The organism is Megalodesulfovibrio gigas DSM 1382 = ATCC 19364 (genome assembly GCF_000468495.1).
In the GTDB taxonomy this organism is placed as follows: Bacteria; Desulfobacterota; Desulfovibrionia; order Desulfovibrionales; family Desulfovibrionaceae; genus Megalodesulfovibrio; species Megalodesulfovibrio gigas.
Map to the genome: position 1 here is coordinate 194,739 of NC_022444.1, position 20,800 is coordinate 215,538.

General features: G+C 62.5%; 16 protein-coding genes. 9 read left to right on the plus strand and 7 right to left on the minus strand.

Annotation, left to right across the window (positions count from 1 at the left end; all coding sequences use genetic code 11):
- The first annotated feature begins 96 nt into the window (after positions 1 to 96).
- Both pyk and DGI_RS00845 read left to right on the plus strand, forming a co-directional pair.
- Positions 97 to 1,548, plus strand: coding sequence for a pyruvate kinase (gene pyk / locus DGI_RS00840; RefSeq protein WP_021758706.1), 1,452 nt, complete (start codon positions 97 to 99; stop codon positions 1,546 to 1,548).
- A gap of 335 nt (positions 1,549 to 1,883) precedes the next feature.
- Positions 1,884 to 2,279, plus strand: coding sequence for a hypothetical protein (locus DGI_RS00845; protein ID WP_021758708.1), 396 nt, complete (start codon positions 1,884 to 1,886; stop codon positions 2,277 to 2,279).
- 194 nt (positions 2,280 to 2,473) lie between these two features.
- On the opposite strand, the gene DGI_RS00850 is transcribed toward DGI_RS00845, so the two are convergent.
- Positions 2,474 to 3,976 (minus strand): TolC family protein, encoded by a 1,503-nt coding sequence (locus DGI_RS00850; RefSeq protein ID WP_158407268.1) that lies wholly within the window; start codon positions 3,974 to 3,976, stop codon positions 2,474 to 2,476.
- A gap of 627 nt (positions 3,977 to 4,603) precedes the next feature.
- On the opposite strand from DGI_RS00850, the gene DGI_RS00855 reads away from it, so the two are divergent.
- The 3 genes from DGI_RS00855 to DGI_RS00865 are packed head-to-tail and all read left to right on the plus strand — an operon-like array spanning position 4,604 to position 9,305.
- Entirely contained in the window at positions 4,604 to 5,635 is a 1,032-nt protein-coding gene (locus DGI_RS00855) for an efflux RND transporter periplasmic adaptor subunit (protein WP_051286672.1), read from the plus strand.
- A gap of 9 nt (positions 5,636 to 5,644) precedes the next feature.
- Positions 5,645 to 8,782, plus strand: a complete 3,138-nt coding sequence (locus DGI_RS00860; protein WP_021758711.1) for an efflux RND transporter permease subunit — start codon at positions 5,645 to 5,647, stop codon at positions 8,780 to 8,782.
- A 49-nt stretch (positions 8,783 to 8,831) separates the two neighbouring features.
- Positions 8,832 to 9,305 carry a hypothetical protein gene (locus DGI_RS00865; protein WP_144284073.1) on the plus strand — a complete coding sequence of 158 codons (474 nt, stop codon included), beginning with the start codon at positions 8,832 to 8,834 and terminating at the stop codon, positions 9,303 to 9,305.
- A gap of 198 nt (positions 9,306 to 9,503) precedes the next feature.
- On the opposite strand, the gene DGI_RS00870 is transcribed toward DGI_RS00865, so the two are convergent.
- Positions 9,504 to 9,716 (minus strand): hypothetical protein, encoded by a 213-nt coding sequence (locus DGI_RS00870; RefSeq protein WP_144284074.1) that lies wholly within the window; start codon positions 9,714 to 9,716, stop codon positions 9,504 to 9,506.
- A gap of 57 nt (positions 9,717 to 9,773) precedes the next feature.
- Positions 9,774 to 10,505, minus strand: a complete 732-nt coding sequence (locus DGI_RS00875) for a LamG domain-containing protein (RefSeq protein ID WP_021758713.1) — start codon at positions 10,503 to 10,505, stop codon at positions 9,774 to 9,776.
- Between the two features lie 310 nt (positions 10,506 to 10,815).
- On the opposite strand from DGI_RS00875, the gene DGI_RS00880 reads away from it, so the two are divergent.
- Positions 10,816 to 11,580, plus strand: a complete 765-nt coding sequence (locus tag DGI_RS00880; protein ID WP_021758714.1) for a hypothetical protein — start codon at positions 10,816 to 10,818, stop codon at positions 11,578 to 11,580.
- Positions 11,581 to 11,586: 6 nt separating this feature from the next.
- On the opposite strand, the gene DGI_RS00885 is transcribed toward DGI_RS00880, so the two are convergent.
- Entirely contained in the window at positions 11,587 to 12,402 is an 816-nt protein-coding gene (locus DGI_RS00885) for a prepilin peptidase (RefSeq protein ID WP_027193355.1), read from the minus strand.
- 148 nt (positions 12,403 to 12,550) lie between these two features.
- On the opposite strand from DGI_RS00885, the gene carB reads away from it, so the two are divergent.
- Complete coding sequence (carB, locus tag DGI_RS00890; protein WP_021758716.1) at positions 12,551 to 15,799, plus strand: carbamoyl-phosphate synthase large subunit; 3,249 nt, start codon at positions 12,551 to 12,553, stop codon at positions 15,797 to 15,799.
- A 231-nt stretch (positions 15,800 to 16,030) separates the two neighbouring features.
- On the plus strand, positions 16,031 to 17,434 hold the full coding sequence (purF, locus tag DGI_RS00895; RefSeq protein ID WP_021758717.1) for an amidophosphoribosyltransferase: 1,404 nt from the start codon (positions 16,031 to 16,033) through the stop codon (positions 17,432 to 17,434).
- A 54-nt stretch (positions 17,435 to 17,488) separates the two neighbouring features.
- Here the strand turns inward: purF and DGI_RS00900 are convergent, their stop codons facing one another.
- The 3 genes from DGI_RS00900 to DGI_RS00910 all read right to left on the minus strand — a co-directional run bounded on the left by DGI_RS00900 (position 17,489) and on the right by DGI_RS00910 (position 20,131).
- Positions 17,489 to 18,229 (minus strand): RNA methyltransferase, encoded by a 741-nt coding sequence (locus DGI_RS00900; RefSeq protein WP_021758718.1) that lies wholly within the window; start codon positions 18,227 to 18,229, stop codon positions 17,489 to 17,491.
- 2 nt (positions 18,230 to 18,231) lie between these two features.
- Positions 18,232 to 18,735 carry a DUF456 domain-containing protein gene (locus tag DGI_RS00905; RefSeq protein WP_021758719.1) on the minus strand — a complete coding sequence of 168 codons (504 nt, stop codon included), beginning with the start codon at positions 18,733 to 18,735 and terminating at the stop codon, positions 18,232 to 18,234.
- Positions 18,736 to 18,832: 97 nt separating this feature from the next.
- The gene (locus DGI_RS00910; protein WP_021758720.1) at positions 18,833 to 20,131 is read right to left on the minus strand and encodes a phenylacetate--CoA ligase family protein; all 1,299 of its coding nucleotides are present in this window, start codon (positions 20,129 to 20,131) and stop codon (positions 18,833 to 18,835) included.
- A 219-nt stretch (positions 20,132 to 20,350) separates the two neighbouring features.
- Here DGI_RS00910 and DGI_RS00915 point away from each other — a divergent pair, with 219 nt between their 5' ends.
- Positions 20,351 to 20,800: a bactofilin family protein gene (locus DGI_RS00915; RefSeq protein WP_021758722.1), complete on the plus strand. Its 450-nt coding sequence runs from the start codon at positions 20,351 to 20,353 to the stop codon at positions 20,798 to 20,800.

A 20,800-nucleotide genomic window follows, 5' to 3' on the forward strand; every position in this document is an offset into this window, starting at 1 on the left:
CTCAATTCCACCCTGTCCGCATGGTACGACCAGCCAGTGCCGTCCCCCTGCGGACTCGCACCCACACAGCGAGGGAGACTCATGTCCAATTTGCCCATGCACACCCGCATTGTCGCCACCCTGGGTCCCAAATCCACCGACTATGAAAAAATGCGCGACATGGTGGAACACGGCGTCCGCATCTTTCGGCTGAACTTCTCCCACGCCGGTGCCGAGGCCTTTGTGCCGGCAGTGAAGATCATCCGGCAGTTGGAAGAAGATCTCGGCATTCCCCTCACCGCCATGGGCGATTTGTGCGGCCCGAAAATCCGCATCGGCGAGGTCACAGGCTCCCCCCTGCAGATGAACCAGGGCGAAACCGTGGTCCTTGGCCTGCCGCCCTTCCGGGAACAGGCCGGCGAGCATGTGTTCATCAGCCTGGACATGCCCGAGCTGCTCCAGGGACTGGAAGTCGGCATGCCTGTGTCCCTCTCCGACGGCATGCTCAACTTCACCGTCACCAAAGTCCGCAAGGTGGATCAGCTGTTCGAAATGCGGGCCTTGAACCGCGGCATGCTCACCTCCAACAAGGGCATCGCCTTCCCCGGCAAGTTCCACCCCATGCCGGCCCTCACGGAAAAAGACCGCAAGGACGTGCGCGAAGGCATCGGCATCGGCCTGGATGCCTTTGCCCTCTCCTTTGTGCAAAACGGCCGCGATGTGGACGATCTGATTGACGAGATGCAGAAATACGGCAAGCGGCTGCCCATCATTTCCAAACTGGAACGCAAGAACGCCCTGGACGATCTGGACGCCATCCTTGAACGCAGCGACGCCGTGATGGTGGCCCGCGGCGACCTGGGCCTGGAATGCCCCCTGGCCGAACTGCCTATCATCCAGAAAAAAATCATCCGTGCCGCCCGCCACGCCCAGAAAGCCAGCATCGTGGCCACGCAGATGCTGCTCTCCATGGTCAAAAACCCCGGCCCCACCCGCGCCGAAGCCACGGACGTGGCCAACGCCATCATGGACGGCGCAGACTGCGTGATGCTCTCCGAGGAAACCGCCATCGGCGACTATCCCGTGGAGGCCGTGAAGTTCATCAATGGCGTGGCTGAGCATGCGGAGGCCTATTTCCTGGAACGCATCCAGGGCCCCTACGCGCCGAAAAAAGAATCCAACCCGGCAAAATACATTGCCTATTCCGCCTGCCTCCTGGCGGACACCCTGAACAGCAACTGCCTGGTCTGCCACTCGGCATCGGGCGCTACGGCCCGGCTCATCTCCAGCCGGCGTCCTGCCAAGCCGGTTTATGCCCTTTCGCCCACCGAAAGCGTGCTGCGCACTCTGAACTTCTTCTTTGGCCTCAGGCCCCGCAAGGTGGACCCCGCCATTGCCCGCCACATGGACCGGGCCGAGCAGTTCATCAAATCTGCCCCGTTCATCAAGACCGGCGACAGCGTCATCATCACGTCCGGCCAGCCAACGCCGGGGCAGCCATTGGTGTGCGATCTGGACCCCTGCCACCCCGTGCTCTCCACCAACGAAATCAAAGTGTACTACAAATAATGCAGGACACTGCAACGCCCGCAAGCCGTACCCAGCTTCCATTCCCTGCTCCCATTCCCGCCGGCATCGTGGCGGGCCAGCGTACCGGTGGCGCCGTCTCCGCCCGGGGTGGCGCCACCCGCCCCGGCGGCCTCGGCAGCACCGGTGCATTAATGTGTGGCAATAAACTGGACAAACGGCTTCCCAGTGTGACAAGATTGCAGTAATGCGCAATATTATGACGTGATCAAATACGCCTTGCTCCACAAGGCGCACGGTGTTGTCCGCGGGAGAGGCGGCTTATGACCACAACAGCTTCCAGACGTAGAACCGCCGCCGCAAGCGGCGCCTCTCCCGTGCAGCACACCGCGCAAAACACGTCGCCCGAGGCACCCCCCTGCCAGTACCATCGCCTGCCGCGCCACGGAAAGCCGGATTTGTTTTTCAGTGGCTGCCTGCTGGGCGGGGCCTGGGAACATGCGTCCCCGGCCGAGGCCGACCGCAACTGGTGGGAAATCGCCCTGTACAAGACCAGCGTGGGGGCATACCTGCTGGCCTCCACCTACCATGTGGTGGAGGAAGGCGACCGCACGACCTCCACGGTCATCGCCTTTTGCGAGGCGAAAAGCCTGCGGGAATTCTTCGATATCAACGACGGCCCCGTCTCCGAGCTGGCCGGCAGCATCCTGCTCCAGGCCATGGCCAAAGACCACAGCCTGCGCGCCGCTTTTGCCGGTTTCACGATGCCGTAACAGCCCCCGACACCGCACGAGAGCATTTTAGAGCATTTTACTCTTGAAAAAGGACGTTGCGAGAGGGGAAACCNTCAAAAACAACGTGCTCTATTCTCCAATACGAATGCACGCGCGGCGTGTATCTGCAAAAAAAGGCGGCGTCCCGCAAGACGCCGCCTTTTTCATGACGATTGCAGTGCCCCCTGGGCAGATCAGGAGGCAGGCTTGGCTGGCTTTTTGGCGGGCTGCTTGCCAGAAACCGGTGTGGAGACGGTGGTTTTGGGCATGGGAACCGGTGCCCCCGGCAGATCGCTCACATCCAGGGTGATGTTCTTGCGGCCCATGCTCACGTACAGGTTGGCCACGGCCACCTGATTATCCACCACAGCCTGGGTGGCCTGGGCCTCGGCATTGGACAGACGGGACTGCGCGTCCAGCACTTCCGTGCTGGTGCCCACCTGCGCCTGATAGCGGGCCACGGCCATGCGGTAGCTTTCCTTGGCTGCCGCCAGGGACTGCCGGGCCACCTTGATGCGCTTGGCCGTCTCCGCAATGGAGAGATGCCGGGACTTGACGTCAAAGGTGGCTTCCAGGAACTGGTTGGCGTAATCCGCCTCGAACTGCTTGACGAGTTCCTGCGCCTGCCGCCAGTTGAAGTAGTTTTCGCCGAAATCAAAAATTTCCCAGTTCACGCCGATGGTGAACACATAGGTGTCATATTTGTTGAGAGACGCCTGCAGGGTGTCGCCGCGCATGTCGGGATGGGACCCGCTCTGATACCAGTCGAGGGTGGCCGCCACCTGGGGCAGCATCACCGAACCGGCAATGTGGGAATCCTTGCGACCGATCTCGATGGCCCGCTGATAGATCTGCAAGTCCGGTCGGTTGCGGTAGGCTTCCGTCAGGCAGGCTTCCAGGGAAAGATTGAAGGGCAGGTAGCGCAGTTCGCCGGTGTACACCAGGGGATCGTTCAGCTCCAGATCCATGAGGGTGGCCAACCGGGCGCGCTGGGTGTCCACGGTATTCTGGGCCTGGAGCAGCGTGTCCTCAGCGCTGCCGAGGTCCACCTCGGCCTGCAGCACGTCCAGCCGGGGCTTGAGGCCCACGTCATAAAAAGCCTGGGTCACCTGCAGCTGGGAGCGCAGCCGGGCCACGGAGTCCTTGGCGCTGCGCACGTTCTCCTGTGCGCCCAGCAGGTTCAGGAAGTTTTCCTGCACCGTGAGCAGCAGGGAGAGCTCTTCGTTGATGTAGTTTGTTTCCGCCTGCTCCACCTGCAGCTTGGCCTTGCGGTACTCATTGAGCACCTTCCAGCCCGTGAACAGGTTCTGCTTGACGCTAAACGCCAAGGTGTACTCCGTATTGGACTGGGTGGGCGCCTCGCCCTTCACCCTGGGCCAATCGGTGTAGGAGTACGTGTAGCTGCCGGAAAGCTTGGGCATGAAGGCAGAGGTCTTGCTGTAGCGGCCTTGTTTGGCGGCGCTCAGGTATGCCTTGGCCGCCTGCAGCCTGGGATTGCGCTCCAGGGCGGTGATCACGGTTTTGGGCAGATCGTAGGCGGCGCCGGAAGGCGTGGCGTTGTCCTCCGGCATGACCGTGACCTGCACGGAGGTGGCGTTGGGATCGTCCGGGGCAATCCCCAGCGCCTCGTCCGACGGCATGACGATGGCGGGCGGTGTCATGGACGATTGCAACGGGGTGCTGAGATCGTTGGGCATGCCCAACGCATTCTGCTGCGCACTGCCCGGCGTCGCGCCCAGCAGCACGCACGCCCCAATGCACATCAGGCAAACCACACCAGAACAACAGGCACCGCAAACGCGACGAAACATCATTGGACTGACCATGAAAACTTCCTCAAGAACTTCCCCGGATGGGACGCGTCAAAGGTGGGGCGTCTTCATTTCCTACGCTCGGATACGCGATTTTGCCAGCTCCAGCAAGCGGGAACCTCGCGCAGCAGCCGAATCTCCCGGAAATCAAGGCGTCTTCGCAAGCGGCGAAAGCGGCAACAGCCGCCAGGCATGCGCCGCAGCCCAGCCCGATATACGTGGGCCGACCGATCTTGTCCAAGGTTTCCCGCGTTTGAAACATTTTCGCCGCGCAATTGCGCCTTGTCAAACTTCACTACTTCCTCTATCGAACTATTCATGACGCTTGGAATCTGCTTTTCTCACGCGAGGCACAGCCTGTTGCAGGCTTCATGCATTGTACCGCATTCCAGTTACGCCAAGGTGGCCTTTATCATGCGTTGCCCCAACCTGTTCCGCATCCCTCGCATCCCATATTTCGTGTTCCTACATTGTGCATGCCTGGCATGCCTCGCCCTGACTGCAGCGTGGGCCTTGGCCCAGCCCCCCGGTGCGCCGCCGGCCAAGGTGGTGACGGAAAAGGCTGTGGCTGGCCGGATCAACCCCACCCAAACCTTTATCGGCACAGTCTATTTCCCGGAAGTGGCCAAGGTGGCCGCCGAGGTGAGCGGGCGTGTGGAAACGCTGGACATCGAAACCGGCTCCCGCGTCAAACAGGGGCAGCGGCTGGTGGCCCTTTCCACAGACATCGCCGCCAAGGAACTGGAAAGCTCCCGCGCCAGCCACCAACGCCTGCTCAGTCAGCTGGAAATCGCCCGCATTGAACTCGGCCGCATGGAGCAGCTCATCAAGACCCGCACCGTGGCCATGCAGGAATACGACCAGGCCCGGTTCCTGGTGCAACGGCTGGAGCGCGAGGCCGAATCGCTGGAAGCCTCTGCGGATCTGCTGCAAATCAAACTGCAGAAAGCCCAGCCCACGGCCCCGTTTGACGGCGTGGTCCTGGAGCGTCATGCGGGCCGGGGAGAATGGCTCTCCCCGGGCACAGCCATCGCCACCATCGCCCGTGACGACTATGTGGAAGTGCTGGTGGAACTGCCTGCCCGGATGCTGGCCTTTGTGCCCATGGGCGGCGAATTGCGCATGACCGCGGGCGGCCGCGAACGCGCCGGAACGGTCATAGCCATCATCCCTGCCGGCAACGTGGCCACCCGCACCTTCCCCCTCAAGCTGCATGTTGCGGATGTGGGCGGCCCGCCCATGCCCCTGGTGCAAGGCATGGAGGCCCTGGTGGACGTGCCCTCCGGCGACCAGGTGGACGCCGTGCTCGTACCGCGGGACGCCGTGATACTCACCCAGGGCCGGCATGTGCTATGGGTGAACGCCCAGGGCGCCGCCGCCCCCGTGCCCGTGGACGTGCTGGCCTACAAAGGCAGACAGGCCGCCGTGCGCGCCCTGGAAAACGGCGGCGTGCTACATGACGGCGTGGACGTGGTGATCAAAGGCAACGAACGCCTGCGCCCCGGCCAGCCCCTGGACATTGTGCCCGCATCCGCCCCGCAATAAGGACGTCGCATGGAACTCATCCGTACTTCCATCCAGCGGCCCGTGTCCGTCTTCGTCGGCGTCATCCTCGCGGTGCTGTTCGGCGTTATCGCCTTGGGCAAGATGCCCATCCAGCTTTCGCCCACGGTCATTGAGCCGGAAATTACCGTCACCACCACCTGGACCGGCGCCACGCCGTACGAGGTGGAACGCGAAATCATCGAAGAGCAGGAAAAAGTCCTCAAGGGCATCCCCGGCCTGATGACCATGGAGAGCGATTCCTTCAACGGCCAGGGCGAAATCACCCTCCGGTTCCGCCTGGGCACGGACATTGATAGCGCCCTGCTCCGCGTCTCCAACAAGCTCAACGAAGTGCCGCAGTATCCGGACAATGTGGACCGGCCGGTCATCAGCGCCACGGGCGCGGCCACCTCGCCCATCATCTGGATGGTGCTCAAGACCCTGCCCGAAAACACCACCCACATAGATACCTACCGCACCTACTTTGAAGAGGAAGTGCGGCAGTACCTGGAACGCGTGCCCGGCGTGGCCGACCTCTTCGTTTTTGGCGGCACTGAGCGGGAAATGCATGTGGTGGTGGACCCGGTGCGGCTGGCGGCGCATCAACTGACCATTGAGGACATCATCAACGTCCTGAGGGTGGAGAACATCAACGTCTCTGCCGGCAATCTGGAAGTGGGCCGCCGGGATTTCCGCATCCGCACCACGGCGCAGTACCAGTCCCCCAAGGAGATTGAGGGCGTCGTCATCACCTCCACCGGCCAGCGCCGCATCTCCATTGCGGACGTGGCCGAGGTGCGCATCGGCTACGAGAAGCCCACCGTGGCCATGCTGCACGACGGCACCAACGGCATCGTCTGCGGCATCAAGCCCGAGCCGGCAGCCAACGTCCTGGCCGTTACCGACGCCATGGAGGTTGTGGTCAAGGAATTGAACGAAGGGCCGCTCAAGGAACGCGGCCTGTTCTGGGATTGGAGCTACGACCAACGGCCCTACATCCGCGGGGCCATTGATCTGGTGAAGCAGAACATCCTCATCGGCAGCGTACTGGCCGTGCTGGTGCTGCTGGTGTTCCTGCGTTCCATAAGCGCCACGGTGGTGGTGGGGCTGGCCATTCCCGTGTCCGTCATCGGCACGTTCCTTGTCATGCAGTTGCTGGGCCGCACGCTGAACGTGGTGAGCCTGGCCGGGATTTCCTTCGCCTCCGGCATGCTGGTGGACAACGCCATCGTGGTGCTGGAAAACATCGTGCGCCACCGGGCCATGGGCAAACCGGCATTCCAGGCCGCCTACGACGGCGCCTCCGAGGTGTGGGGCGCGGTGCTGGCCTCCACCCTGACCACCGTGGCGGTGTTCCTGCCTGTGATCTTCATGGAAAACGAGGCCGGGCAGTTGTTCAAGGACATCACCATCGCCATCGTGGCCTCGGTGTCCCTGTCCATCATCGTGTCCTTGACGGTCATCCCCATGTTTTCCTCGCGGCTGTTCGCCCTGGTCGGCACCCGTGGGCCGTCGATCTCGTCGGGAGTCATCAGCCGCCTTGGAGAAGGCATCACCAATATCTTCATGGCCGTGGTGGGGCTGTCCATCGCCAACTGGTTCACCCGGCTGGTCACCATCGCCCTGCTGGCCGGCACGTCCATCGCCATCACGGTGGTGTACTTCCCCAAGCTGGAATACCTGCCCCAGGGCAACCGCAACCTGCTCATCAACCTGCTCATCCCGCCGCCGGGGCTGTCCGTGTCCGAGCGCATGGACATCGGCCATCAGATCTGGACCAAGATCAACCCACGGTTCAAAAAGGACTCCTACGAAGGCCTGCCGGGCGTGGCGACTCTTTTTTATGTGGGGGCGCCGCAAATCAGCCTCTTCGGCGTCATCTCCACCCAGGAGACCAACGCCCCGGCCCTCATCCCGTTCCTGAACGGCGTCATCCGCTCCATCCCCGGCATGTACGGCGTGAGCCTGCAGGCAGGCATCTTCGAAAGCCGCATCGGCACGGGCCGTACCATTGACGTGGACTTCTCCGGCAACAACCTGGACGCCCTGGTGATGGCCGCCGGCGCGGGCTATGGCGCCATCATGCAGGCCATTCCCGGATCCCAGGTGCGGCCGCAGCCCTCCCTGGAACTGCTGTACCCGGAAGTCTCCCTGGAACCCCTGCGCGACCGCCTGCGCGCCGCCGGCCTCACGGCCACGGAACTCGGCCACGCCGTCGACGTGCTTATGGACGGCCGCAAGGTGGGGGAATTCAAGCGGGAAGGGGAAAAAAAGATCGATCTCACCCTCAAGGCCTCACAGCAAGACGTAGACACCCCCGAGGCGCTCTACACCAGCCTGCTGGCCACCCGGCAAGGCCAGGTGGTGCCGGTCTCTTCCCTGGCCACCATGGTGGAAAGTTCGGGCATCAACCAGATCCGCCACCTGGAGCGTCAGCGAACCATGAGCCTGCAGGTGACCCCGCCGCCAGAGGTGCCCCTGCAGCAGGCCATGGAAACCATCCAGCAGGGCATCATCCCCGGCCTGAAGGAAAAAGGCCTGCTCAAGGGCGTGACGCACCGCCTGAGCGGCGCGGCGGACAAGCTGGCCGAAGCCGGCGCCTCCATGCAGTGGAACTTCCTGCTGGCGCTCATCATCACGTACCTGCTCATGGCTGCGCTGTTCGACAACTTCATCTATCCCTTCGTCATCATGCTCACCGTGCCCTTGGCCACGGGCGGCGGATTCCTGGGGCTCAGGCTGGTGAACTTCCTGGCGCCGCAGCCCCTGGATATCGTCACCATGCTGGGCTTCGTCATCCTCGTGGGGGTGGTGGTCAACAACGCCATCCTGGTGGTGCACCAGTCCCTGAACTTCATGCGCGAAGCAGGCATGCCCCCGCGCGACGCCGTGCTGGAAAGCGTGCGCACCCGCCTGCGCCCCATTTACATGACCGCCGCCACCTCCGTGTTCGGCATGCTGCCCCTGGCCGTCATGCCCGGCCCCGGCTCGGAGCTGTATCGCGGCCTGGGTGCGGTGGTGCTGGGCGGGCTGGCCTGCGCCACGGTATTCACCGTGTTCATGGTGCCGGCACTGCTCATGTTCTTCTTGTGGATGGAGAAAGGCAAACCGGGCGCACCCGGCGCGGGAGGGGGATTGTCCGCCTGACAGCTAAAGATTTTCGCGCCCTTGCCCGATAAGCAGCACAGGAACTGGCATGCAATGCCCTGCCCCGGCCTGCATGCCCCGGCTGTCTTACCGGCAAGGAGCGCGGACCATGCTGGACTACTACCTGTTCAAGCAAGTGTACGACTTGTTTGTAGAAAACCGATTTGAGGAAGCCAGATCGCTGCTGGCCGAGCTGCAAAGCCGGTTCATTGAAATGGCCGACGAGAACGAGCAGCTCAAGGTACAGCTTCGGGAGTTTGAAGACATCCTGTACCTGGCCAGAAATGTGGAGTTCGACGGCATGAGCTACTGGCTCAAGACCGGCACCGTGCGCCAGGGTCCCTTCTGTCAGACCTGCTTCGACCGGGACGGCCAGTTGCACCGCCTGCAGGAAACGCCGGATCTGCTGGTTTGCCCGGCGTGCAATTCGCAATTCGCCCTGCCGCACCGGCCCTGCCGCACCTTCCTGGAGCGCGCGCCGCGAACCGATCCCGGCAGCAAGGTGATTCAGTTGTACAAATAGAGCATTCTACTTTTGAAAAAGGACATTGCGAGGGAGGAAACCTTTTTGCAAAAGACTCTCCCTTCTCGCGCTCTCCCNCCTTTCTTGAGAAAGGTTTTCCCCCGAGAGCTCTTTTCAAAAACAACGTGCTCTAGCACACGCAGCCGCGCCTGTCGGCACGGCCTGTTTCAGGCCTGGTTCAAATGGCGGACGCAGCCGCTACTTGACGAACCGGCGCACCCGGACGCCGGCAATGGACCGCTGCTTTCGCACCGGCGGCATGGGCCTGCCCATGCCGGGCTGGTTCGGGCACAACCATGCCGGCGCCTTGACGACAATGCTGCACTGCCCTGCGCGCGCGCCTTCCGGTTCCCGTCCCTGCCCCTCGTGGCCGCCGTGCCCTTCATTGCCTCCATGGCCCCCGTGGACCATTCGGAGAGATCGCCGTTTGGTCAGCCACCGCAGCCGTGTCCGCGTCATGAAGCGCATCTACTCGCACCCTCCTGCTGCGTACAAGGCAGCGACCTCGTCCTTGCCCAGGGGCCGATCCCAGAGCGTCACCTCGTCAATGAGCCCGTCGAACAAAAAGCCCGTGGTGGCGGGATTGCCGCCGATGCCCAGGGGCGCGACCCCCGGCGCGATGGACCGCACATTGCTGCTGGAGCGGACATCCGGCTCGCCGTTGATGAAAAAGCGAACCGACCCGTGGCTGAAGCTCACGGCGACATGCGTCCAGGCCCCTGGCGTCAGGATGCCATCGCTTTCCACGGAATCGTACTCGGCCGGGTCCTCCACCATGCCCGTGGACGACCACCAGAACCGCAGCTTGCCGTCCTTGACAGCCAGACGGAAGCCGCGCTGGTTGTTGTCTGCCGCAAATTTTTCCACAATGGCGCGATACCCCCGCAGCTGGCGCGGATGGATCCAGGCCGCCACCGCAAAGGTCTCCAGCACGGCATCGCCCATGCGAAAGCCATCCACCTGGGCCAGAGCATGGTCCACAGGATACAGCTGCAGGGCGCTGTCCATGCGGCCGCAGCGGTCCGTGCCCAGCACCGCCCGCTGCAGCAAGACGGGTTTGGGCCGTTGCAGCCCCTGCGCCATGGCCGGGCCGTCAAAGGTGAACCGGGCCACAGGGTCCGAAAGCTCCTCCCCCCATACGGGATGCAGGATCCCGTCAAGCAGCAGGGCCAGGAGCATCAACACAAGGCAACGCTTCATACGTGGCTCCGGAACGACGTGGAGATGGGTGGGTGGATCGCGAGGGGCGATTATTCTACATATTTTTTAGAGATCGTCTACATGAATTCTCGTTCATGTGCAAGTCTGTCGAGGGAAGTTTGTGAAGGAAAGGTGCGCCCCCACCTCGCGTGCAAGGGGTGCGGGTTGTTGCGCGGATCTTCGGTTGGGCAGCAAAGACACCGGAACAATACGCAGGCACGCCAATACTTTACACGATATAAATTTTATGCAAACATTAAACGTCTTTGACAAAATATGCCTCATAGATCGATCGCAAAGGGGGAAAATCATGCCACAATGCTTTGTCATCCAACCATTTGACTATAAATTCAACAAGCGTTTCGACGACGTATTCAAAGTTGCCATAGAAGCAGCCGATCTAACGCCATATCGCGTAGACCAAGACCAGAGCGTCACAATTCCGATAGAATCCATCGAGCATGGAATAAAAAATTCTATTATCTGCCTAGCTGATATTTCTACCAACAACCCAAACGTTTGGTATGAGCTTGGATACGCTCATGCCAGCTCCATCCCCGTTGTACTTATATCTGAGAAACGGGAAAACGGGAAATATCCTTTTGACATTCAGCATCGCTCAATCCTCCTCTACGCCACCGAAAGTTCAAGCGATTTCTTGGAATTGCAACAAAAGATCACCGCAAAACTCAAGGCGGAAACGACCATTGAAATGCAAATGCGACAGGTGCAAGCCACACAGCAAACGGCCCCGATTCACGGCCTGTCGTATGAAGAAATTAAAGTAATAGCTATTATTGGCGCCAGCTCAGCTGCACTAAACAGTAAAGACTCATATTACAGCCTAAGTAGTAAGGCTGAAAGGGCCGGACTTACTGAGATTGGCTTTGCCATTGCCTATCGAAAATTACTGTCTATGCAGCTAATACGCTCGGAAGCCATCTTTGACCATGAGTATCAATCAGAATACGCAGCGGTATCTGTGACGGAAAAAGGATGGGCCTGGATAACTGAAAATGAAAACCTATTTGTCAAAACAAAAGACCCCTCCGGCTTTGAAGAGTTACCGTTCTAACCCCCCTCACCGCACCAGTTCCCAATACAAATCCCCGGCCACCACGTAGACCATGGCGCCCAGGCTCAGGAATGGGCCGAAGGGCACCATGGTCTGCATGCCTTGCTGCTGGCGGCGCATGTACACCGCACTGACCAGCAGGGCGCTGAAGGCCGACACCAGGATCATCATCGGCAGGCCCTGCCAGCCCACCAGCGCCCCCAGGATGAGCATGAGCTTGATGTCGCCCGTGCCCAGTCCCTCGTGCCCCTTGAGCAGGCGGTACAGCCGCTGCAGCGCCAGGAACACCCCGGCCCCGATGCCTGCGCCATACAGCGCTTCCTTGAAGGTCGGCGCGCCGTGGAACGGCTCCACCACAAAAAAGGCGAAGGCCAGGGTGAGCAGGATGCCGGGATACACGTACACATCCGGCAGGATGTACAATTCCAGATCAATGAAGCTGACGATGATCAGGATGCCGCCGATGAGCATGTAACCGGACCACAGGGCCAGCCACTCCATTTCCGCGCCAGGGAGCAGCGGAAATTTATGGATGAGCAAAAAGGCCCACAGCCCGTTGAGGGCCTCCACCACCGGGTAGCGCCAGTGGATGTTTCCCTGGCAGCCGCGGCAGCGGCCGCGCAACAGCACGAAGGAGAGCAGCGGGATGTTTTCCCACCAGCGCAGCCTGTGCCCGCAAACAGGACACTTGGAGCCGGGGAAGACGATGGACTCCCCGCTCAAGTATCTGGCAATGCACACATTGTAAAAACTGCCTACACACAGGCCCACCACCGCGGCAAGCGCGGGGGCCAACGAATAAAAGACTGCGGGAAACAACACGGCGCACTCCGGGGCTGGGGGTCTGTGAATCGCCCCCATTTTTTACATATTCTCCAGGATGTTGCAAGGCAGTTGCGCAACCGGGCCTGCGCTGCTATGTGGTCGGGGCTACTTTCCCTTTTTGTCGTTCAACCCACGCCATCCGCCCATGCCCAAACGCACAGACATCAAGAAAATCATGCTCATCGGCTCGGGGCCCATCGTCATCGGTCAGGCTTGCGAGTTCGACTACTCAGGCACCCAGGCCTGCAAAGCCTTGCGCGAAGAAGGCTACGAGGTGGTCCTGGTGAATTCCAACCCCGCCACCATCATGACCGATCCCGGGCTCGCCCACCGCACGTATGTGGAGCCCATCGATCCGGAAACCGTGGCCGCCATCATCGCCAAGGAGCGTCCGGACGCCCTGCTGCCCACCCTGGGCGGCCAGACCGGCCTGAACACCGCCCTGGCCGTGGCGGAAATGGGCGTGCTGGAACAGTACGGCGTGGAGCTCATCGGCGCCACCCGCGAGGCCATCGAAAAGGCCGAAAGCCGCGACCTCTTCCGTCAGGCCATGGCCAACATCGGCCTCAAAGTGCCGGTTTCCGGCATTGCCCGCAGCATGGACGACGTGCGCCGGCTGGGCTCGGAAATGCCCTTCCCCATCATCGTGCGCCCGGCCTTCACCATGGGCGGCACCGGCGGGGGCATTGCCTACAACATGGAAGACCTGGAAGCCATCTGCCGCCACGGCCTGGCCGCCTCCCTCAAAAGCGAAATCATGCTGGAGGAAAGCGTCCTGGGCTGGAAGGAATTCGAGCTGGAGGTGATGCGCGACAAGAACAACAACTGCGTCATCATCTGCTCCATCGAAAACCTGGACCCCATGGGCGTGCACACGGGCGATTCCGTCACCGTGGCCCCGGCCCAGACCCTGACCGACCGCGAATACCAGAAGATGCGCGATGCCGCCATCGCCATCATGGGTGAAATCGGCGTGGAAACCGGCGGCTCCAACGTGCAGTTCGCCATCAATCCCGCCAACGGGGACATGGTCATCATTGAGATGAACCCCCGCGTCTCCCGCTCCTCGGCCCTGGCATCCAAGGCCACGGGCTTCCCCATCGCCAAGATTGCCGCCAAGCTGGCCGTGGGCTACACCCTGGACGAGCTGCCCAACGACATCACCCGCGAGACCATGGCGTCCTTCGAGCCGTCCATCGATTATTGCGTGGTGAAGATTCCGCGGTTCACCTTCGAAAAATTCCCGGGCTCCCAGGACTCGCTGACCACCTCCATGAAGAGCGTGGGCGAGGCCATGAGCATCGGCCGCACCTTCAAGGAGGCGCTGCAGAAGGGCCTCAGGTCCCTGGAAATCGGCGTGCCCGGCCTGGGCAAGGAATTCTGCGGCTGCGCGGTGGACAAGGAAGACATCCTGGCGAAGATCCGCACCCCCAATTCCCGCCGCCTGCTCCAGCTGCGCCTCGCCCTCAAGGCCGGCCTCAGCGTGGAGGAAATCCACGACGCCACCAAGGTGGACCCCTGGTTCCTGCGCCAGTTCCAGGACCTCCTCAAGGTGGAAGAGGAACTCAAGGCCTTTGCCCTGGGCGGCCGCATCCATGCCGCAGACCCGGCCTGCATCGCCCTGTTGCGCAAGGCCAAGGAACACGGCTACTCCGACCGCCAGCTGGCCACCATCTGGAAGCGCGATCCCCTGGATATCCGCCAGTTGCGCAAAGAAGCCGGCGTGCTGCCCACCTATTATCTGGTGGATACCTGCGCCGCGGAGTTCGAGGCCTACACCCCCTACTACTATTCCACCTACGAGACCGGCCAGGAGCTGAACACCGGGACCAACCGCAAGGTCGTCATCCTGGGCGGGGGCCCCAACCGCATCGGCCAGGGCATCGAGTTCGACTATTGCTGCTGCCACGCCGCCTTCGCCCTGAAGGAAATGGGCCTGGACGCCATCATGGTCAACTCCAACCCCGAAACCGTCTCCACGGACTACGACACCTCCACCCGGCTGTACTTCGAGCCCCTGACCCTGGAAGACGCCCTCAACATCATCGATGTGGAGAAGCCCGAAGGCGTCATCGTCCAGTTCGGCGGGCAAACGCCGCTCAACCTGGCCGTGCCCCTCAAGCGCGCCGGTGCGCCCATCCTGGGCACAGACCCGGACTCCATCGACCGCGCCGAGGACCGCGAACGCTTCCAGCACATGCTCGTCAAGCTGGGCCTCACCCAGCCGCCCAACGGCATTGCCTTCTCCGCCGAGGAAGCCAAACGCATTGCCCGGGACATCACCTATCCCGTGGTCGTCCGCCCCTCGTACGTGCTGGGCGGCCGGGCCATGGAAATCGTCTATTCGGATGAAGACCTGGATACCTACTTCCGCGAGGCCCTGGGCGTCTCCGGCGGCCGGGTGAAGGAAAATCCCATCCTGGTGGACAAGTTCCTGGAAAACGCCATCGAATTTGATGTGGACGCCCTCTCCGACGGCACAGACACCTACGTGGCCGGCATCATGGAGCACATCGAGGAAGCCGGCATCCACTCCGGCGACTCGGCCTGCGTCCTGCCCCCGCACACTGTTGGCAGCGACATCATTGAAGAAATTGAGCGCCAGACCATCGCCCTGGCCAGGGAGCTGAATGTCATCGGCCTGATGAACATCCAGTTCGCCCTGAAGGACGGCGTGCTCTTCATCCTGGAAGTGAACCCCCGCGCCTCGCGCACCGCGCCCTTCGTCTCCAAGGCCACGGGCGTGCCCCTGCCGCGCCTGGCCACCATGGTCATGATGGGCAAGACGCTGAAGGAGCTGGATCCCTGGAGCATGCGCAAGGGCGGCCACGTGGCCGTGAAGGAATCCGTGCTGCCGTTCCACCGCTTCCCCGGCGTGGATGTGCTGCTCGGACCGGAAATGCGCTCCACCGGCGAGGTGATGGGCATCGACTCCACCTTCGGCCTGGCCTACATGAAGAGCCAGCTCGCCGCCTCCAACCGCCTGCCCAGCCAGGGCAAGGTGTTCATCTCCGTCTCGGACAAGGACAAACCCGGCATTGTGGAGCCTGCGCGCATCCTCAAGGATCTGGGCTGCACCATCCTGGCCACCCGCGGCACCGCCGAACACCTCAAGGCCCACGGCGTGCCCTGCGAATCGGTACTCAAGGTGTACGAAGGCCGGCCCAACATCACGGACCAGATCAAGAACCGGGAAATCGCCCTGGCCATCAACACCGTGTCCGGCAAGAAGTCCATCCACGATTCCAAAATCCTGCGCCAGACAACGCTGCTCTACGGCGTGCCGTACACCACCACCCTGGCCGGCGCCAAGGCCGTGGCCCTGGCCATGAAGGAACGCTCCGGTGCGACCCTGGGCGTGAAGAGCCTGCAAGAGTATTATGACCTGGCGTGAGCCGAGCCCGGGCGTGTCGCGCTGCGCGCAACGCGCCCACAGCACGCGGGGGCGCTGCCCCCGCACCCCCGCCGGGGGAACTCACTTCCCCCGGACCCCCACCATCGTTCGGGCCGCGGCAGCGCATTGTGCACAATGCGTTGCCGCGGCCCGAAACAGTGCGGGGTGCAGGGGGGATCATCCCCCCTGCCAGGGGGTCTGGGGGGCAGAGCCCCCCGGAAGGACCTGTCCATGAAGAAAGAATACTGTGGCCTGTTCGGGATATACAATCATGCCGAGGCCGCGCGCATGGCGTACTTCGGCTTGTATGCACAACAGCATCGCGGCCAGGAGAGTGCGGGCATCGCCACCTGGGACGGCACCGCCATCCGCGAGCAGCGCGGCATGGGCCTGGTGCCGGAGGTGTTCAACGAGCGCCACCTGGGCAAGGAACTCAAGGGCCGGGTCGCCATCGGGCACATCCGGTACTCCACCACCGGCGCATCCCTCATCCGCAATGCGCAGCCGTTCCTGGCGCGTATCGGCGGATTGTCCATCGCCCTGGGGCACAACGGCAACCTGGTGAACACCCTGGAACTGCGCCAGGAGCTGGAGTCCGAGGGGTCCATCTTCCAGACCACCATCGATTCGGAAATCTTCATCCATCTCATCGCCAAGAACCTGGGCAAGATGACGCTGGAAGAAGCCATCATCGCCGCATGCGGCCGGGTCAAGGGCGCGTACTCCCTGCTCATCCTGGCCAACAACAAGCTCTTCGCCATCAAGGACCCCAACGGCTTCAGGCCCCTGGCCCTGGGCCGCGTGGGCGATTCCTACGTCCTGGCCTCGGAGACCTGCGCCTTCGACCTGTTGGAAGCCGAGTTCATGCGACCCATCGAGCCCGGCGAAATGCTGGTCATCGAAGACAAGTGCGTGCGCAGCTACCAGATTTGCGAACCGCACCCCCGCCGCCAGTGCATCTTTGAACTCATCTATTTTGCCCGGCCGGATTCCATCGTCTTCGACGAAACCGTGTACAACTGCCGCAAGGCCATGGGCATGCGCCTGGCCCAGGAAGCGCCGGTGGATGCCGATTTCGTCATGCCCTTCCCGGATTCCGGCATCTACTCCGCCGTGGGCTACTCCCAGGCCTCGGGCCTGCCCTTCGAAACGGCCATGATCCGCAACCACTACGTGGGCCGCACGTTCATCCAGCCCTCTCAGGACATGCGGGACTTCAGCGTGCGGGTGAAGATCAACCCCGTGAAATCCATGATCAAGGGCAAGCGGCTGCTGATTGTGGACGATTCCATCGTCCGCGGCACCACCATCCGCACCCGCGTCAAGAAACTCCGGGAACTCGGGGCGCGGGAGATCCACATGCGCGTCACCTGCCCGCCCATCCGCTTCCCCTGCTTCTACGGCATCGATTTCTCCTCCAAGGGAGAACTCATCGCCGCCTACAACGCCATCGACGAGATCGCCCGCTTCATCGGGCTGGATTCGCTGCACTACATCACCATCGAAGGGCTGCTCTCCGCCGTCTCGCATCCCAGCGATTACTGCCTGGCCTGCTTCACCGGGGACTATCCCATCCCCCCGCCCGGCCAGGGCGGCAAGCTCTGCCTGGAAAACCCGGTGGCGCTCTCCTGGTAACGACCACGGCCAGGGGGACTTCCTTCTCCGGAACGGATTCCCCCCGGCCGTGATTCACTTCTGCTTCATCCCCAGCAGCCACTGCACCTGCCGGCACATGCCCATGATCAGGTTGAATTCGTGGCGGCGCAGGGGGGTGCGCTCCAGAAAACGGCGCACAGGCAGCATCCAGTAGTCCGGATTGTCACCCTTGAGGAAATCCATGTCCGTGAGGGTGGATTGCAGGGTGACGTAGAGGGTCTCGCGCTCGCCATGCGTGGCCAGGCGGGATTCCGGCGGCCCGGCCGGGCGAAACACCGGCCCCGGCGACTTCACAAAGCATTCGTACAAAAACACCATCACCGCCTGGGACACGTTCAGGGACGTGTGCTCCGAGGCCGTGGGGATGGTCACCAGCCGGGAACAGATGCTGGTCTCCTCGTTGGTCAGGCCGCGATCTTCCGGCCCAAAGAGGATGGCCACGGGCTCGGCCTGCTGCATCACCTCGTGTATGAGCGGGGCTGCCTTGGCCGGGGTGAGGATGCCCTTGCGCCAGCCGCCGCCGCGGGCCGTGGCGCCGTAGACGGCCACCATGTCCTGCACGGCCTCTTCCAGCGTCTCCACAATGCGCATGCGCCGCAGCACCTCCTGGCCGGTGCCGGTGGCCAGGGAGCGGGCGCGGTCCTCATCCCAGTTGACCGGCCGCACCAGGGTCAGGTTGGGGCACCCCATGTTGGCGCAGGCCCTGGCCGCGGAGCCCACGTTTTCTGCAAACTTGGTCCCCACCATGACGATATGCAAAAATTCAAGAGACATAGCTAGATAAACAACCTCGGGATGGCCAGCACCAGGATGACCACGCCCAGGCTGAACTTGGTGACGATGCCCAGAAAGCTCCCCAGCAGCACGCCCCGGGCGGCGCGGTTGGCCTCCGGCCAGGGTCGGCCCTGGCTGTGCTCCATGAACAGGCAGCCCAGATACGCCCCCAGCAGCGCCCCGGGCAGGGCCCCCAGGCCGAACAGGATGGGCGCGCCCAGAATGGCCCCCAGAATAAGCCCCACGTAGCCGCCGATGTTCCCCTTTTTGGAAGAACCGTGCTTGCGGCCAGTCAGCAGCTGCAAGGAAAGCTCCACGCCTTCGCCCACCAGGGCGATGCCGCCAATCAGGGCCACAAAGCCCCAGCCGAAGGCGACATCCGAATTCATCAGCTTCCACACGGCCACCAGCGCCACCATGAGCCAGTTGCCCGGCAGGCCGAACACGATAATGCCCAGGGAGAGCACCAGGAGAATCAGATACAAGGATGGCCAGATGGCTTCCATGATGCACGTCCTTACAAGAAGTATTTACAACGGAGGCCCGGGGAAGCACCGTTCCGCAGAACGGTGTTCCCCCGGCAGATCTTCACGAGACGTTGCGCTATGCGTCCCCGCGCTTGTCCAGCACCCGCACGGCCTTGCCCTCGGTGCGGGGCAGGGTGTTGGCCTGGACAAGCTCCACCCTGGGCGTGACGAGAATCTCATCGCGCAGGATGCCGGCAATCTTCTTCTGCAGGCCGGTCAGGGCGCGCATGTCTTCCTGGAAGAAGTCCTCGCGCAGTTCCACCTGCACGGTGAGCTGATCCATGCGGCCATCGTGGGTGAGGATGATCTGATAGTTCTGCCCCACCTCGGGCAGGGCCATGAGGGCCTGTTCCACCTGCATGGGGTAGATGTTCACGCCCTTGATGATCAGCATGTCGTCAGCGCGGCCCTTGATACGGTCGATGCGGCGATGCGGTCGGCCGCAGGCGCACAGACCGGGCACAAAACGCGTCAGATCCCGTGTTTTGTAGCGCAGGATGGGCATGCCGGTGCGGGTCAGGCAGGTCATCACCAGCTCGCCCACCTCGCCTTCGGGCACGGGCTGGCCGGTCTCCGGATCCAGAATCTCGGCGATAAACGCATCTTCCCACAGATGCATGCCGTCCTGGCACTGGCACTCAAAGGCCACGCCCGGGCCGTTCATCTCCGACAACCCGTAAGAATTGTACGCCTTGAGCCCCAACAACGACTCGATGCGCCGGCGCACCTCCTCGCTGTGCGGTTCGGCCCCGATGAGGGCGATACGCGGCGAGAGCGCGGCCGGGTCCAGCCCTTCGGCGGCGAGGGCATCCCCCAGGTACAAGGCATAGGACGGGATGATGTGCAGCACGGTGACGCCGAAATCCCGGATGAGCTTGAGCTGCCGGCGGGTATTGCCCGGCCCGGAAGGGATGGTCAGACAGCCCAGGGCCTCGGCCCCATAGTGGATGCCCAACCCGCCGGTGAACAGCCCGTAGCCCGAGGTGTTCTGGAACACGTCCCACGGGCGCACCCCGGCCATGAACATGCACCGGGCCATAAGCTCAGCCCAGGTGCGGATGTCTTCCCGGGTATGATAGATGACCGTGGCCGCCCCGGTGGTGCCGCTGGAGGCGTGCAACCGCACCAGACGTTCCTGCGGCACGGCCACCATGCCATCGGGGTAGCTGTCGCGCAGGTCCTGCTTGGCGGTGGGGGGGATGCGGGCCAGGTCGTCCAGGGACTGGATGGACTCCGGGGACACGCCGGCATCATCCAGGCGCTGGCGGTAGAACCGGGAATTGCGGGCCTGACGCACCGTCTCCCGCAGGCGCTGGCACTGCAGGGCGGCGATTTCATCACGAGAGAGCATTTCTGCGGGATGATAAATTTCCATGGGCGGGTCATACTGGAAATCGTGCCGGGCAGCAATCGTGAAGAAGATCGCGCAGCGCGGCCCAATTGCGCACATTGCAGACCTGCGCGGGCATTGTCTCCCGTTCCGCATCGTGGTACGAGAAACACGCTGCAAATTTGCACAACCCGGGGCGCCACAGCATATGCCGTGGAATTTCGGAGGATTATAGCTCAATCCGACCAGGAAAATGAGGATACAATGGCCGGCAAGGACATGATCAACGCCTTCCTTGGCGCTGGGGCCGTTTTCGAAGGGCAACTGCGGTTCAAGGGCATGGTGCGCATAGACTGCTCGTTCACTGGCGTCATCCACTCCGAAGGCACGCTCATCCTGGGAGAAAAGGCCCGGGTGGAGGGAGAAATCGTAGTGGAGCAGCTTGTTTCCAACGGCACGGTGATCGGCAACGTCACTGCCCGAAACAAGGCGACACTGCAGAAAAATTCCAAACTGGTGGGCAATCTGGCCACGCCGTATCTGGATGTGGAAGAAGGCGCGCTGCTGGAAGGTCAGGTGACCATGAAGCGCGATGGCGGCGTCACCGCCAACGTGCCCGCCCCGACGTCCTTTGACGCCGCCTCCCTGCCGGACGTCGCCGACCAGGACGACGACGCCGAGGCCCCCAAGAAGAAGGGCTGGTTCAAGCGCTAA